This window comes from Roseobacter litoralis Och 149 (assembly GCF_000154785.2).
Classification (GTDB): Bacteria; Pseudomonadota; Alphaproteobacteria; order Rhodobacterales; family Rhodobacteraceae; genus Roseobacter; species Roseobacter litoralis.
The window spans coordinates 834,342-849,755 of record NC_015730.1; the positions used below are offsets into that span (position 1 = coordinate 834,342).

13 protein-coding genes are annotated in these 15,414 nt (G+C 57.9%); 10 read left to right on the forward strand and 3 right to left on the reverse strand.

Annotated features, from left to right (window positions below; all coding sequences use genetic code 11):
• The first annotated feature begins 49 nt into the window (after positions 1 to 49).
• The gene (locus tag RLO149_RS03810) at positions 50 to 3,067 is read left to right on the forward strand and encodes an aminotransferase class III-fold pyridoxal phosphate-dependent enzyme (RefSeq protein WP_013960742.1); all 3,018 of its coding nucleotides are present in this window, start codon (positions 50 to 52) and stop codon (positions 3,065 to 3,067) included.
• Between the two features lie 10 nt (positions 3,068 to 3,077).
• Here the strand turns inward: RLO149_RS03810 and RLO149_RS03815 are convergent, their stop codons facing one another.
• From RLO149_RS03815 to pdxR, 3 genes are all read right to left on the reverse strand, one after another.
• Positions 3,078 to 4,121 (reverse strand): PLP-dependent cysteine synthase family protein, encoded by a 1,044-nt coding sequence (locus RLO149_RS03815; RefSeq protein ID WP_013960743.1) that lies wholly within the window; start codon positions 4,119 to 4,121, stop codon positions 3,078 to 3,080.
• 38 nt (positions 4,122 to 4,159) lie between these two features.
• The gene (locus RLO149_RS03820) at positions 4,160 to 4,885 is read right to left on the reverse strand and encodes a sulfite exporter TauE/SafE family protein (protein ID WP_013960744.1); all 726 of its coding nucleotides are present in this window, start codon (positions 4,883 to 4,885) and stop codon (positions 4,160 to 4,162) included.
• 223 nt (positions 4,886 to 5,108) lie between these two features.
• Entirely contained in the window at positions 5,109 to 6,596 is a 1,488-nt protein-coding gene (pdxR, locus tag RLO149_RS03825) for a MocR-like pyridoxine biosynthesis transcription factor PdxR (protein ID WP_013960745.1), read from the reverse strand.
• A gap of 154 nt (positions 6,597 to 6,750) precedes the next feature.
• Here pdxR and RLO149_RS03830 point away from each other — a divergent pair, with 154 nt between their 5' ends.
• The 9 genes from RLO149_RS03830 to RLO149_RS03870 all read left to right on the forward strand — a co-directional run bounded on the left by RLO149_RS03830 (position 6,751) and on the right by RLO149_RS03870 (position 15,399).
• Positions 6,751 to 7,767: a TRAP transporter substrate-binding protein gene (locus RLO149_RS03830; RefSeq protein ID WP_013960746.1), complete on the forward strand. Its 1,017-nt coding sequence runs from the start codon at positions 6,751 to 6,753 to the stop codon at positions 7,765 to 7,767.
• Positions 7,768 to 7,828: 61 nt separating this feature from the next.
• A complete protein-coding gene (locus RLO149_RS03835; protein ID WP_013960747.1) occupies positions 7,829 to 8,377 on the forward strand; it encodes a TRAP transporter small permease in 549 nt (182 codons plus the stop codon).
• A complete protein-coding gene (locus RLO149_RS03840) occupies positions 8,377 to 9,717 on the forward strand; it encodes a TRAP transporter large permease (protein ID WP_013960748.1) in 1,341 nt (446 codons plus the stop codon). The genes RLO149_RS03835 and RLO149_RS03840 overlap by 1 nt, the downstream gene beginning before the upstream one ends.
• 24 nt (positions 9,718 to 9,741) lie before the next feature.
• Positions 9,742 to 10,245 carry a universal stress protein gene (locus RLO149_RS03845; RefSeq protein WP_013960749.1) on the forward strand — a complete coding sequence of 168 codons (504 nt, stop codon included), beginning with the start codon at positions 9,742 to 9,744 and terminating at the stop codon, positions 10,243 to 10,245.
• Positions 10,246 to 10,269: 24 nt separating this feature from the next.
• On the forward strand, positions 10,270 to 10,656 hold the full coding sequence (locus RLO149_RS03850; RefSeq protein WP_013960750.1) for a nuclear transport factor 2 family protein: 387 nt from the start codon (positions 10,270 to 10,272) through the stop codon (positions 10,654 to 10,656).
• Positions 10,657 to 10,683: 27 nt separating this feature from the next.
• Entirely contained in the window at positions 10,684 to 12,078 is a 1,395-nt protein-coding gene (locus tag RLO149_RS03855) for an NAD(P)/FAD-dependent oxidoreductase (RefSeq protein ID WP_013960751.1), read from the forward strand.
• Between the two features lie 25 nt (positions 12,079 to 12,103).
• Positions 12,104 to 13,885 (forward strand): sulfoacetaldehyde acetyltransferase, encoded by a 1,782-nt coding sequence (gene xsc, locus RLO149_RS03860; RefSeq protein WP_013960752.1) that lies wholly within the window; start codon positions 12,104 to 12,106, stop codon positions 13,883 to 13,885.
• 98 nt (positions 13,886 to 13,983) lie between these two features.
• On the forward strand, positions 13,984 to 15,021 hold the full coding sequence (locus RLO149_RS03865) for a YeiH family protein (RefSeq protein WP_013960753.1): 1,038 nt from the start codon (positions 13,984 to 13,986) through the stop codon (positions 15,019 to 15,021).
• A gap of 18 nt (positions 15,022 to 15,039) precedes the next feature.
• Positions 15,040 to 15,399: a cupin domain-containing protein gene (locus RLO149_RS03870; RefSeq protein WP_013960754.1), complete on the forward strand. Its 360-nt coding sequence runs from the start codon at positions 15,040 to 15,042 to the stop codon at positions 15,397 to 15,399.
• Positions 15,400 to 15,414: the final 15 nt, after the last annotated feature.

Here is a 15,414-nt window from a genome sequence, read left to right on the forward strand (position 1 = left end):
CGACAACCGCATCACAGGCGCAGGTGAAGTACAAGCGGGCGGGTGGGTCATGGACAAAACGGCAAAGCGCATTCAGCACTGGCAATCCGTCCTTGCGCAAAAGTGGCACATCAACGCAGAGCTGACGCCGCTCGATGGTGAATATGACCTGAATTTCCGCGCGACAACTGAGGATGGCGCGGGCTATATCGTCAAGGTCATGCGGGTGGGCTGCGACAGATGGCTTGTCGATATGCAGGTGAAAGCCTTTGAACACATCACCGCACGCCAGCCGCAATTGCCCTGCCCCATGGTTATTCCCGCGACGGACGCGGCGTCTTTGCTGACGATCAGGGATGAGAATGGTCAGGAACGCCTTGTGTGGTTGCTCGGGCAGTTGCCGGGGCGATGTTATGCCCATATCGCCCCTAAAAGCGAGGCGCTGATCCATGAGTTGGGGCAGGTGCTCGCCGGTTCGGCAATGGCCTTGGCGGATTTTCACCACGAAGGGCTGGCGCGCGATTTCAAATGGGATTTGATGCGTGCGGCGTGGATCGGGGACGAGATAACCTGCATCACCGACCCCGCCCGGCGCGAGATGATCAAGGACATCCACGCGCAGTTTGCCGCCCTGATGCCCGCGTTGAACGCGCTGCCGAAACACGCCATCCACAATGATGCAAACGACTACAACATCCTTGTCACAGGTGCGCTGTCTGCGCCGCGCCGGGTCTCGGGCCTGATTGATCTGGGCGATATGTGCGCGGCCCCCCGGATCTGCGATCTTGCCATTGCGGCGGCCTATATCGTGCTTGATCATGCCCGCCCGGAAGCGGCCCTTGCCGCGCTCGTTGCCGGGTATCATGCGGTTTATCCGTTGACGACGGGCGAGCTTGACATGCTCTGGCCGTTGCTGCGCATGCGCCTTGCGGTGAGTGTCGTGAATTCCACGCTCATGGCGGCGGATAATCCCGATGACCCTTACGTGACGATCTCGCAAGCACCGGCCTGGCGGTTTCTGGAGGGCAACACCCTGCACGCCGGTCTGCTCGCCGCCCGCCTGCGTGCAGCCTGTGGTTTGCCCGTGGTCAAAGGGGCCGAGCGGGTTCAGGCTTGGCTGGAACAGGAACGCGGAAATTTCGCGCCTTTGATGGGCTGTGATATTTCAGACGCCCCGCTGGGCGCGCTCTCTGTTGAGCAGTCAACCTGGCCCCAGAACCCGTTTCACATGCCTTTGGAAGAAGCCGCCAGAGTGGGCGCGGAGTTCGAAGATCAGGGCCGCATCTGGCTGGGCTATTACCATGAGCCGCGCCTGATCTATGCAGAACCCGCCTTTCGCAAAGGACCGTGGAAGGCCAGTGACCGGCGCACGGTCCATCTGGCCGTTGATGTGTTCACCTCAGCAGGCACGCCCATGTTTGCCCCGATGCGCGGCGAGGTGTTTGTTGCCGAATACCGCGCCGGACATTTGGATTACGGCGGTGTCATTATCCTGCGCCATGAAACGCCGCAGGACGATCCGTTTTACACGCTCTATGGTCATCTCGACCCGGAGTTTCTGGATCGGCTGCGCGTCGGTCAGGTGATCGAGCGGGGGCAAGAATTCTGCCGTCTGGGCGATGCGACGATGAACGGGGGCTGGGCCCCACATGTGCATTTTCAGCTTGCGCTGACGACTGAGGGCATCGAGGCCGATTGGCCCGGTGTCGGTGACCCTGACGAGATGTATCTGTGGCGTGCCATCTGCCCCAACCCTGCGGCATTGCTGAACCTTGAGGACGAGAAGGTGCGCTATGCTCCGACCTCAAAACACGACATACGGGAAGCGCGGCAGCAGAAGTTTGGCGGTAACCTGAGCCTTTCCTATGAGGATCCGGTGATGCTGGTGCGCGGCTGGAAACACTATCTGTTCGACGAATGGGGCCGCCCCTATCTGGATGCCTATAACAACGTGCCCCATGTGGGTCATGCCCATCCGCGCATTCAGACAGTGGCTGCCGATCAGCTGAAACGTATCAATTCAAACACCCGCTACCTGCACCCGGCTCAAACGGCGTTTGCGGACAAGATCCTGTCGAAACTGCCGGATCATCTGCAGGTCTGCTATTTCGTGAATTCGGGCACCGAAGCCAATGAATTGGCCCTGCGTCTGGCGCGTGCTCATACGGGTGCCAAGGGGATGGTCACGCCCGATCACGGCTATCATGGGAACACGACCGGGGCGGTCGATATCTCTGCTTACAAGTTCAATAAACCGGGTGGTGTCGGGCAATCCGACTGGGTGGAACTGGTGGAAATCGCGGATGATTACCGGGGTTCTTTTGGCCGCGATGATCCGATGCGCGCGCAGAAGTTCGCCGATCTGGTGGACCCGGCCATCGCATCCTTGCAGGACAAAGGGCAGGGGGTTGCGGGCTTTATCGCCGAAACCTTCCCGTCAGTCGGGGGGCAGATCATACCGCCCAAGGGTTACCTTGCTGCTGTCTATGCGAAAATTCGCGCCGCCGGCGGGGTGTGTATTGCGGATGAGGTGCAAACGGGTCTGGGGCGGCTGGGCGCGTATTACTTTGGGTTTGAGGTTCAGGAGGTGCTGCCCGATATCGTCGTGATGGGCAAACCCATCGGCAACGGGCATCCCCTCGGCGTGCTGGTCACAACGCGCGAGATCGCGGCGAGTTTCGACAACGGGATTGAGTTCTTTTCAACCTTCGGGGGCTCAACACTGTCATGCCGGATTGGCCATGAAGTGTTGCAGATCGTGGACGATGAAAACCTGCAGGATAACGCGCGCAAGATCGGTGGGCAGTTGATGGCGGGTCTCAAGACGCTGAAAGCGAAATACGATTGTGTGGGTGACGTGCGCGGTATGGGGCTGTTTCTGGGGGTGGAATTGATCCGCCCTGACGGCTCGGAAGCGCCGGAGATATGCGCCTATGTCAAAAACCGCATGCGCGATTATCGCATCCTGATCGGCAGCGAAGGGCCGAAAGACAATGTGCTCAAAATCCGCCCCCCGCTGACCATCGAAGCGGAGGATGCCGCGATGATCATAGAGGTGCTGGATCACATCCTTGGCGAAGTTGCCTGAGCTTGCCAGATCACTTGAAATGTTTGTTCAGGTGGTCGGAATAATCCTGATAGGCCCCGATACAGTGGCTGACCCAACCCGGATTGTAATAGGTGTCGAGATAGCGATCCCCGCTGTCGCATAACAACGTGACGATCGACCCTTCGCGCCCGGTTTTGATCATGTCCTGCGCGCGCTCCAGTGCCCCCCAGAGGTTCGTTCCAGAGGATGGCCCCGTCTTGCGCCCGATCAACTCTTCGAGCCACAGCATCGTCGCCACGCTCGCAGCATCCGGCACCGCGATCATTTGATCAATAACGCCGGGCTGAAAGGAGAGTTCGACCTTGGGCCGCCCGATCCCTTCGATGCGGCTGGATTTGTCCGACCGCAGATTGCGATCCCCTGTCATGTAGCTTTGATAAAACACGGAGTTTTCCGGATCCACGACCGTGAGTTCCGTATCATAGCCCTTATAGCGAATGTAACGGCCCAGAGTGGCCGATGTGCCGCCGGTGCCCGCACTCATCACCAGATGCGCGGGGATGGGATGGGGTTCCTGTTCCATCTGGGTGAAAACGCTTTCGGCAATGTTGTTGTTGCCCCGCCAATCGGTGGCACGCTCGGCATAGGTGAATTGATCCATGAAATAGCCACCGATTGACGCGGCGAGCGCAACCGAGGCCTCATGCATCTGCGGCGCGGCATCCACAAAGTGAACCTTGCCGCCATAAAACTCGATTTGCCGGATTTTGCTGCGGGCGGTGCTTTTGGGGAGTACGGCAATAAAGGGGACGCCAATCATCCGCGCGAAATAGGCCTCCGAAACGGCGGTGCTGCCAGAGGAGGCTTCGACAATAGTTGTGTCCGCGTTGATCTTGCCGTTGCACAACGCATATAAAAACAACGACCGCGCGAGGCGATGTTTGAGGCTGCCTGTGGGATGCGTGCTTTCGTCTTTCAGATAGATGTCCACACCGGTGAGGCGCGGCAAAGGGAGCTTGAAAAGATGCGTGTCAGCCGAGCGATGCGCATCGGCGTTGATCTGGCGAATGGCGTGGGCGACCCAAATGTCCATGAAACTCTCCTTGCGTTCGGCTGTCAGCCCGGTACCGTTTAAATGGATTTGAGCAAGAGCAACAGCGCGCCGGTTGAAGAAATCGACAGCATCAGGAAACGGCCCGTGGCTTTGGTCATGTACCCGCGTACCCGCTTTCCGGCGGCATAGCCGATGATCAGGCCGGGCAGGAGCATCAGCCCAAGAAACGCCAGCTGCGCGGAAAATGCCCCGGCAAAACTGAGGGCAACCAGCGATGAAATATAGGAAAAGGTGAAAACAAGCGCCATCGTGGGGCGTGTTTTCTCAATGCGTTCGTTCTGATAAAGCACCACCAGCGGCGCGCCGGGGATACCCGTGGCAGTGCCCATGACCCCAACCGCAACGCCACATACCGCAAGGTTGCGCGATGTCAGCGCGAGCGCTTTGGCAAAAACGGTCACTGCGACGGCCACCAGTATCAGCAGCGCAAACAACACGCCCAGCGTATCGGTCGGGACCAGCATGACGATCGCCGCCCCGATCGCGGTTCCGATCAGGATGGTGGGCAGCAGGAATGCCACTTCTCGCTGCACAACATTCGCGCGGCCATCGCCAAGCATCAGAAGGGATAAAAACAGATTGATGAACAACATCGGCCCGGGGACATATTCAAGGCTGACGAGCGCCAGCAAAGGGGCTGCGATCATGCCAAATCCCATGCCGGTTGACGTCTGTACCAGCGCCGCGAGGATCACCACGCCATTTGCGAGCACCAGCGACGAGATCGGCTGCGTGAATTCCATGTCGCCTGTTCCTGTGTTGCGCGCCTGTGCATCTTTGTCGAAACCGGGCGCATCGTGGTGCAATGCGGCACCTTAGGGCTTTGTCTGTGGGACTGGCAACGTCGTTTCTCCGGGGGTTTTGCGCAGGCGGGCGGGTTGCAGCACATTCGCATGATCAACCAATCCCGAACGGGGTGCCGTGATGCAGATATCCGGCGTCGGGCTTGCAGTTATGGAACTCAACTCACAGCTTTTGTTTTTGTGCTGCGGTGACTTTCGCAGAGATCAACCGCACGCCTTCGGGAATTTTATCCACCGGGATCGAAGAGTAGCCCAACCTGAAAAACCCCTTTGGCTGATTGTCTCCGCTGAAAAACGGCGCGCCGGGTTCTATGACGACACCGTCTTTCAGCAAGTCCGTGGCGAGGGTTTCGGTATCGATGCCGTCCGGCGTTTTGACCCAAAGACTTGTGCCCCCAAATTGTGCGGCGCCTGAAATCTCCAGATCAGTATTGCCAAGCGCATCGACCACAGCGGCGCGGCGTTTGGCAAAGGCGCGCCGCATGTCGCGGATCAACAGATCGTAATGACCTTGAGCCAGAAAATACGCGGCCGTTCTTTGCAGATGGCCGGGCGGGTGCCTCAGGATCATCGAGCGCAATTCGCGCGCTTCGGCAATTACGCGTTCGGGTCCGACGAGGTATCCCAACCGTAAACCGGGAAACAACGCTTTGGAAAAGCTGCCCGCGTAAAGCACACGCTGGTCTTTATCAATTGCTTTCAGCGCGGGGCTTGGCGGCTGGATAAAGCTCATCTCGAATTCATAGTCATCCTCGACAATGATGAAATCATGCTCCTGTGCTTGTTCAAGCAATCGTAGTCGACGTTCCCGTGTGAGCGTGGCACCGGTGGGCGCATGGTGGCTCGGGGTGACGAAAACCGCCTGCGTTCCAATCGGGATCTTGTTGGGCGGCAGCCCGTATTGATCAACATCAACTGTCGTGATGTCGGCGCCGCACCACTGCAACGCCTGCAACGTGTCTGGATAGCCGGGGTTTTCACACACGGCCTTCAGAGGTCTGCGCGTTAACAATTCAATCGCCAGCCAGATCGCATTTTGGGCCCCCACGGTGATAAGAACCTGATCTTGGTTGGCCGTAATGCCACGACGCGGCAGCATGCGGGACAGAATGTAGTCGACAAGTAACGGATCATCCGTGGCCCCGTTGCCCGCCATCAGGTCGAAATCGCGCTTTCCGATGGCCTGTCGCGCGCATTCCCGCCACGCGGTATGATTAAAAAGGGCTGTGTCCATTTCGCCGAACACAAACGGATAGGGCAGGGCGCGCCAGTCTTTCGGCTTGACCACGCGTCTTCGCGCGGCGAGGTTTTCCGACAGGATATTCTTCCAGACCTCACTGTTTTCAATGGGTTCGTTGACATGCCCTTTGGGCAGGCGTGGGACCGCGTCCGTTTTGGCGACGAGGTAACCGCTGCGGCTTTGCGTTTCCAGATACCCCTGAACCACCAGCTCCTGATAGGCGAGCGTCACCGTCATGCGGGCCACGCCGAGGTGTTCTGCGAGTTTGCGCGAAGAGGGCATGAGTGAGCCGGGCAAGGCCTGCGTGGAAAGGATCGACTCGATCACTTTCTCGCGGATCTGCGTTTGAAACGGACGCCGGGAGGTACGATCGAGGAAAAAGACGTCGGGCGCGATGCGAACTTTAGCCATCGCCCAATTCTTGAGCTTTACTGGTCTAAGTCAATAGAAAAACTGGCCCTAACGATTGGTTAACGATTCCTTCTATCCGTCGCTCAGCCGAGAGGGAGGTGGAATGCTCCTCCTGCGGCAGAGCGCACAGGCGCACAATATTTGGGAGGACGATATGTCTTATTTCACACGTTTCATGGCGTCAACGGCGATTGCGCTGAGCGCCACGTTCATAAGCGTCGGCATGGCCGATGCAAAGAATTTCAAGATCGCAGTTGGGGACAGCGGTGGCAGCAGCCAAGAGGCGACCGGCGTTGCCTTCGTGCAAGCTCTGGAAGAGCTTTCGGGTGGGGCACACACGGCCACGCTGTTTCTGAATGGCCAGCTTGGCTCCGAGCAGGACACGGTCAACGAAGCGGCCATCGGCACGCTGGACATGTCCATTCTGGCAATCAACAACGTCACACCGTTCTCGCCGACAGTCGGTGTGTTCTCACTGCCCTACGTCATTCTGAGCCTCGAGGACGCGGAAAAGCTGACCCAAGGCCCAATCGGTCAGGAACTGACGGAAAACACAATCGAAGATGCAGGTGTGCGGATTATCGCATGGACCTATACAGGCTTTCGCCGCCTGACGAACTCCAAAAAGCCGGTGACATCCGTGGCGGACCTGCAAGGTCTCGTGATCCGCGTGCCCAAAAACGAAATCATGATCGACACCTATAAAGCCTGGGGCATCAGCCCGACCCCGATGGCGTGGTCGGAAACCTTTGCGGGTCTGCAAACCGGCGTTGTCGACGGTCAGGACAACCCCTACACGACCATCAACGCGATGAAGTTCTATGAAGTGCAAAAGTACGTCACAAACATTCGTTACATCTTTTCCATCGAGCCGCTGATCATCTCTGAGCAGGTGTTCCAAGAGCTGTCCGCCGAAGATCAGCAGACCGTTCTGGACGCCGGCAAAGCCGCGACAGCTGCCTCCGCACAATTTCTGCGCGACAAGGAAGCCGAGATCAAACAAATCCTGCTCGACGAAGGTATGGAAATCTCTGATCCGGAAAACAACGAGGAAGAGTTCATCAAGCTGGCAACCGAAGCCGTCTGGCCAAAGTTCTATGACAGCATCGGCGGTATCGAAAAGATGAACGCTGTGCTGGCTGAAATCGGTCGCGCGCCCGTGTCTGAATAATCGCAACTCAAAACGTCGGAAGGCATCTAGGGGTGCCTTCCACAACTGAAAGCGGGGGGTCATGACAAAATTCTGGTACATCATCGACAACATAGAGAGCTACATCTGTCGCACGTTGCTCGCGGTATTTGTGTGCCTCTTGTTTTTGCAGGTCATCGTTCGGACCCTGTTTGATTTCTCGTTCTCATGGGTCGAAGAGCTTTCGATTTACATGTTCGTGTGGTTTGTCTTTTTCGGCGCAAGCTATGCCGCCAAAAAGGGTGCGCACAACCGGGTCACCTTTCAGTTCAAGTTTCTGCCAAATGGCGCGATCAAATATATAGAGGCCTTTGCCGATCTCTTCTGGGTCTTCTTCAACGTCTATTTTGTCTATCTTTCCATAGACTTCATCTTCAACAAGATGAACCGGTTCCAGTCTTCCCAGACCATGGGGTTCCACCTCAGCTGGGTCTACATCGTTCTGCCCATCGCCTTCACCCTGATGACGTTCCGCGTCCTTCAGGTGAATTACAAAAAGATCGTTCTGGGGGAAGACCTGCGCGATCCTGACGCCATCGATCTCGAAGAAATTCGCGCCGAAACCACAACGCCCAAGCAGGAGAAGAAGTAATGGAATCGCAAATCATCCTTATCCTTTTTGGCGGCTTCCTGCTTTTGATGGCCATCGGTGCGCCAATTACGGTTGCGCTTGGTGTGTCCACGCTGATCTCGTTCCTCTATCTGGATGAGAACCCGATCAAATTCGTTCAGATCGCCTTTACATCCGTCGGGTCATTCCCGCTCATGGCGCTGCCTGCGTTCATTCTGGCGGGTGCCTTGATGGAGGCCGCTGGATTGTCACGACGCCTCATCAATGTGGCGGAAAGTTTTGCCGGGCCTTTCACAGGCGGCATGTCTGCCGCGACGGTTTTCGCCTGTCTCTTCTTTGGTGCGATCTCAGGCTCAGGCCCCGCGACCACGGCGGCGGTCGGTATGTTGATGATCCCGGCCATGATCCAACGTGGATACGGGCGCAGCTATGCCTCTGCCATCACCGCGTCATCGGGCGGTCTGGGCATCGTGATCCCGCCGTCGATCCCGTTGATCATCTTTGGCATCGCAGCCCTTGGCATGCCCGCGCCACCCGCAGCAGTTGAACAGTTCGGCCAGTTCCAGACCGTATCCATTCCCAAACTCTTCATCGCAGGCTTCATGCCCGCCTTCCTGATCGCCGGCAGCTTGTTGCTGATGAATTATATCCTCGCCAGAAAGCATGGCTATAAAGGCTCATCTGAAGGCTGGTCGGCGCGTTTGATCTGGTGCGAAATGTACCGTGGTTTCTGGGCGCTGATGGCCCCTGTGGTAATCCTCGGCGGCATCTATTCCGGCTTCTTCACGCCGACAGAGGCTGCAATCGTGGCGATCTTTTATACACTTGCTGTGGGGACGTTCATCTACCGCGAACTCAGCTGGACCAAACTGTTCACCGCACTTGAGACGACCACATGGCTCACCGGGCGCGTCCTGCTGATCATGTTCACCGCGACCGTTTTCGGGCGTCTGCTGGTTGAAAACCAGATCCCGGCGGTCATTGCAGATGGAATGCTCTCGGTCACAAGCAATATCTACATCATCTGGGCGCTGGTGATCCTCTTCCTGCTCTTTGTTGGCATGTTCATGGAGACGTTGGCCACCATTCTGATCCTCGTGCCTGTCATGTTGCCAGTCGCCTATAGTGTCGGGATCGACCCGATCCACTTTGGTGTGGTGATGGTGTGCTGCCTTGGCATCGGGTTCCAGACCCCGCCACTGGGCGAGAACCTGTTCATCGCCTCGGGTATCTCTAACATCTCGATCGAAAAGATATCCGTGGCGGCCCTGCCGTTTGCCTTCATCAACACGATTGCGATTTTCATCATCGCCTACGTCCCTGAAATCACGCTCTGGCTCCCTCGGGTCCTCGGTTATTGATCGCTGATCAGAAAAGAGTTCATCATGAAATCCAAGATAACCCATATCCTGTGCGCCACGGATCTGTCCAAACACTCGGCCTACACGCTGTGTCACGCGGCCAGCCTCGCGGCCGCCACCGGTGCCAAACTGCACATGGTGCACGCGGTCCTGCCGATGAGCGACGACGTCAAGATCACTTTGCAGATGTTCATGCAGACCACAGATTCCGCGGAAACGGCAATGAAAGCGCGCCATGATCACGCAAGGGCCGTCATGGCGGAACGGCAAAAGTCGTTCTGGGCGCATGTGGACGAAGAAGACCGCGATATACAAAGGCAGGTCGAGTCAATCGAGCTGGTCGATGGATACCCTGCCGAGGTGATCCTGCGCCGGGCCGCCGAGCTTGCGTGTGACCTGATCGTTGTCGGGGCCCATGAGCACGGGTTTTCCCAGACCTTCCTTGGCACCGTCGCGAAACGTGTGCTGCGCCGTTCCACCATTCCGACACTGGTCGTGCCCTATCGGGACGACGAGTCGAATTCCTGATCCTCACAAACACTGGAGACGAAAATGTCCAAGACCCTGACCGCCCAAGACCTGTCCGATACATTCGATGCGTTCAACCGCCATGATGTCGATGGCGTCATGACCCACTTCGCCGATGATTGCGTCTTCTACACCGTTGGTGGCGACGCGGTTTATGGCGGCAAAGTCGAAGGTGCCGAGGCCATCGCCGCCGCGTTTTCCGCCGTCTGGGCCGGCATGAAAGACGCCCATTGGGACCACCACAGCCATTTTGTGCACGGGGACCGCGCGGTGTCCGAATGGACTTTTTCGGGCACGGGCGCTGATGGCATGCGCGTTGAGGCGCAAGGCGCTGATCTGTTCACGCTGCGCGACGGTAAGATCGTCGTAAAACAGGCCCTGCGCAAATCCCGCCCGCCTTTCAAAGCGTAATTTTCGTCTCGTTGATGGAGCAGTAAAATGCCACACAGACCAAAGCACTGGCCCAAGGCCAGCTATGACCCGCGCTATGATCCCATTGTGGACGCGGGCCCGGGTCACAACCGGGATCATGCGCCAACCTACTGGATTGGCACAGCAGGCACACCACCTGAAGATGATGGACCGATATCGGGTGACATCGATGTGGATGTTGTCGTTGTCGGGTCTGGTTATACAGGGCTGTCTACGGCGATCCATCTCGCAAAAGAGCATGGGATCAAGGCGCATATCCTTGAGGCCAACACAGTGGCCTGGGGCTGTTCCACCCGCAACGGTGGGCAAGCGCAGATCTCGTCTGGCCGTCTCAAGCGGTCGGAATGGATCAAGCGTTGGGGTGTTGATGTGGCCAAAGGCATGCATGCCGAGGTCTGCGAAGCCTTTGAGCTGTTCAATGATCTGATCGGGTCTGACGACATTGACTGTGATCCGCAAACCGGTGGCCATTTCTATATGGCACACCGCGAAAAGGTCATGGCCAAGCTGGAAAAGGAATGCGGTGTTCTGAACGACGTGTTCGGCTATGGCGCACGCATGGTGTCACGCGATGAGTTGCACGAGAACTACGTGCGCGATCAGGAAGCACATGGTGCCCTGTGGGAGCCTGACGGCACCTCGATCCATGCCGCCAAACTGGCGTTCAGCTATGTGCGACTGGCGCGCAAACTTGGTGCCAAGATACACACCGCCAGCCCCGTGATGGGCTGGAAGACCGTGAACGGGGTGCACCACCTCACCACGCCGGGTGGTATCGTGCGCGCGCGCGCCGTGGCCTTGGCGACGGCGGGATATACGCCACCGGGTCTGAATGAAAAAACCAAGCATCGCCTGATGCCGATCCTGTCAAACTCCATCGTGACGCGTCCGCTGACCGACGAAGAGAAGGCGGAATGCGGGTTTCAAGTAAAATCACCCCTGACGGATACGCGCACCCTGCGGCATTACTACCGGTATCTGCCGGATGGCCGGGTCCAGATCGGAAGCCGCAGCGCCATCACGGGTCTTGATGCGGAGAACCCCAAACACCTGGCTCTTTTGCAAAAAGGCCTCTATCGTAAGTTTCCGGTGCTTGAGGGCATCGATTTGGATTACTCTTGGTGGGGATGGGTGGATGTCAGCCATGACATGATGCCCCGGATATTCCAGCCCGATCCCAAGCAGACGATCTTTTATGCGATGGGCTATGGCGGCAATGGCGTGATGTACTCTGCACAGGCCGGCAAACGCCTGGCGCAGATGGTGGCGGGCAAGGGCAAGGATCTCAAGCTCCCGATCTTTACGTCGCAACTGCCAAGCCACGGCATTCTCACCCCTTTCCGCAGGTTGGGGCAACGGGTGGCCTATCCCTACTACTACGCCCGCGACGAAATTCTCTGACTTCTCTGATACAAGGATTATTGACATGAAAATGACGACAGAAGAGGCCTTTGTTAAGGTCTTGCAGATGCACGGCATCGACAACGCCTTCGGGATCATCGGCTCCGCCATGATGCCGATCTCGGATCTCTTCCCGGCAGCGGGTATCAAGTTCTGGGACTGTGCCCATGAAACATCCGGCGGCATGATTGCGGACGGCTACACCCGCGCGTCCGGCAAAATGTCCATGGCCATCGCACAGAACGGCCCCGGCATAACCAATTTCGTGACGCCGATCAAAACGGCATATTGGAACCACACGCCGATGTTGCTGGTGACGCCACAGGCGGCCAACAAGACCATCGGTCAGGGCGGTTTTCAGGAAATCGAACAGATGAAATTGTTCGAAGACATGGTCTGCTATCAGGAAGAGGTGCGCGACCCGTCCCGCATGGCTGAAGTGCTGAACCGTGTGATTGAAAAAGCATGGCGCGGTTGTGCCCCTGCACAGATCAACATACCCCGCGATTACTGGACGCAGGTGATCGACATCGAGCTGCCCCAGATCATCCGTCTGGAACGCCCACAAGGCGGCACCCAAGCGGTCAAGGAAGCGGCAAAACTGCTCTCAGAAGCCGAATTCCCCGTGATCCTGAACGGTGCAGGCGTGATCCTGTCCGGTGGCATCGACGCCTCTGCCAAACTGGCCGAAGCGCTGGATGCGCCGGTGGCCTGTGGCTACCAGCACAACGACGCCTTCCCCGGCTCGCATCCTCTGGCAGTTGGTCCTTTGGGCTACAATGGCTCCAAGGCGGCGATGGAACTGATCCAGAAGGCGGACGTCGTTCTGGCGTTGGGTAACCGTCTGAACCCGTTCAGCACGTTGCCTGGCTACGGCATCAACTACTGGCCACAAGACGCCAAGATCATTCAGGTCGACATCAACTCCGACCGGATCGGGCTGACCAAGAAGGTCGACGTGGCCATTCAGGGCGACGCCAAAGCTGTGGCTGAACAGTTGCTCGCACAGCTCAGCGATGGTGCTGGCGACACGGGCCGCAAAGAGCGTACCGATCTGATTGCCATGACAAAATCCCGCTGGGCGCAGGAACTGTCATCAATGGATCACGAGGACGATGCGGACGAAGGCGTCACATGGAACGAGCGGGCACGCGACCGCCAGCCCGACCGCATGTCACCCCGTCAGGCATGGCGCGCGATCATGTCCGCGATGCCATCAGATGCCATTGTGTCCTCGGACATCGGCAACAACTGTGCGATCGGTAACGCCTATCCGTCCTTCGACAAGGGCCGCAAATATCTGGCACCGGGCCTCTTTGGTCCCTGTGGCTATGGCTTGCCGGCGATTCTCGGTGCGAAAATTGGGTGCCCGGACGTGCCGGTGGTCGGTTTTGCCGGTGACGGCGCATTCGGCATCTCGATGAACGAGATGACGGCTTGCGGTCGGGGCGATTGGCCTGCGATCACCATGGTGATCTTTCGCAACTACCAATGGGGTGCGGAAAAGCGCAACACCACCTTGTGGTTCGAAGATAACTTCGTCGGCACTGAGTTGAACGAAGGCGTCAACTACGCAGAGATCGCCAAAGGCTGTGGCGTCAAAGGCGTGCAAGCCATCGGCATGGAGCAACTGACAGACGTTCTGAACACTGCAATCAAAGAGCAGATGAAAGACAATGTCACCACCTTCATCGAAGTTGTTCTGAACCAGGAATTGGGCGAACCTTTCCGTCGCGACGCGATGAAAAAGCCGGTTTCGGTTGCGGGGATCACTGCATCCGATATGCAGCAGCAACAGATCGGCTAACTGCCAGAAATCGAAGGGGGCGCGCAGACTGCGGCCCCTTCGCCTCTATTCAAAACGCCGCGCAAGCCGGCAAGCGCGCGACCAAGGAGATTTGTCCGATGGCTACCCCATTGACTGCCCAAACCAGTGTTTTTGGTCGTGTTCAGACGTTTTTATCCGACAATGGGCCGGGTTTTGCGGTCTCGGTCGTTGTTGCGGCAGCCGCGCAATTCCTGTCCGAACATTATGGTGCCCCGGCGATGCTGATGGCGCTGCTATTGGGCATCGCATTCCATTTTCTTGCCGAAGAAGGGCGCTGTGTCACGGGTATCGGGTTTACATCCAAAACCGTGCTGCGCATTGGTGTCGCGCTGTTGGGCGCGCGCATCAGCGTGGAACTTCTGATCGGTCTGGGCCCCAAGCTGATCGGGCTGGTGGTCGCCGGGGTGATCCTGACGATCCTCTTTGGTCTGTTGGGTGCGCGGCTGCTTGGACGCGGCTGGCGCTTTGCTTTGCTGACAGGCGGGGCCGTCGCGATCTGCGGGGCCTCGGCCGCCATGGCCATCGCGGCCGTTCTGCCCAAGAACGAACATTCCGAACGCAACCTCATTTTCACCGTCCTCAGTGTCACGATCCTGTCCACCGTCGCCATGATCGCCTATCCGATTATCACCTCCGCGCTGGCGCTTGATGACATCGCAGCGGGCGTCTTCCTCGGCGGGACGATCCACGATGTAGCGCAGGTGGTCGGGGCCGGATTCTCTGTCAGCAACGAAACCGGCGAGACGGCGACCCTCGTGAAACTGATCCGCGTCACCATGCTGGCCCCGGTCGTGCTGGTCTTTGCGCTGGTGATCCGCGCCTTTGCCGAAGATGCTGACGCCGGGGACAAGCGCCCGCCGCTGATGCCGTTTTTCGTGGTCATGTTTCTGGTGCTGGCGGCGATCAACTCCTTTGGTTTGATCCCGGCCTTTGCCCAGTCCTTTCTGGCGGATCTGTCGAAATGGGCGCTGCTGGTGTCGATTGCAGCGGTCGGCATGAAAACGTCGCTCAAGACGATATTTGATGTGGGCGGTCAGGCGATCGTTCTGATCGTAGCCCAGACCATCTTTATTGCGGGCTTCATCCTTTACGGCATCACCCATTTCGCCAGCTAACCTGATAGGACCGAACACATGCGTGTCATTGATTTCAAAGACGATGCCCCCCTTACCAAACGCCGCCTTGCTGACCTGCCCGACCGGGTGGTCGAGGGCGATCCGCACCACGAAACCCAGATGCGGTTCAAAAGCCCGGACGGGACGATGCTGGCGGGCACATGGACCAGCACGCCCGGCAAATGGATCGCTTTTGCGGACCGCGACGAATTCTGTGTTCTGCTGAGCGGGCACATCAAGCTGATCTCGGATGATGGCACCGAACAGGAGTTTCGCGCCGGGGACAGCTTTGTCATTCCCAACGGGTTTCGCGGTTTCTGGCACGTGCTTGAAACCACAACCAAGCATTTTGTGATCCGGGACTACAGCGCGGATTAACGCCGCGTCGACCCG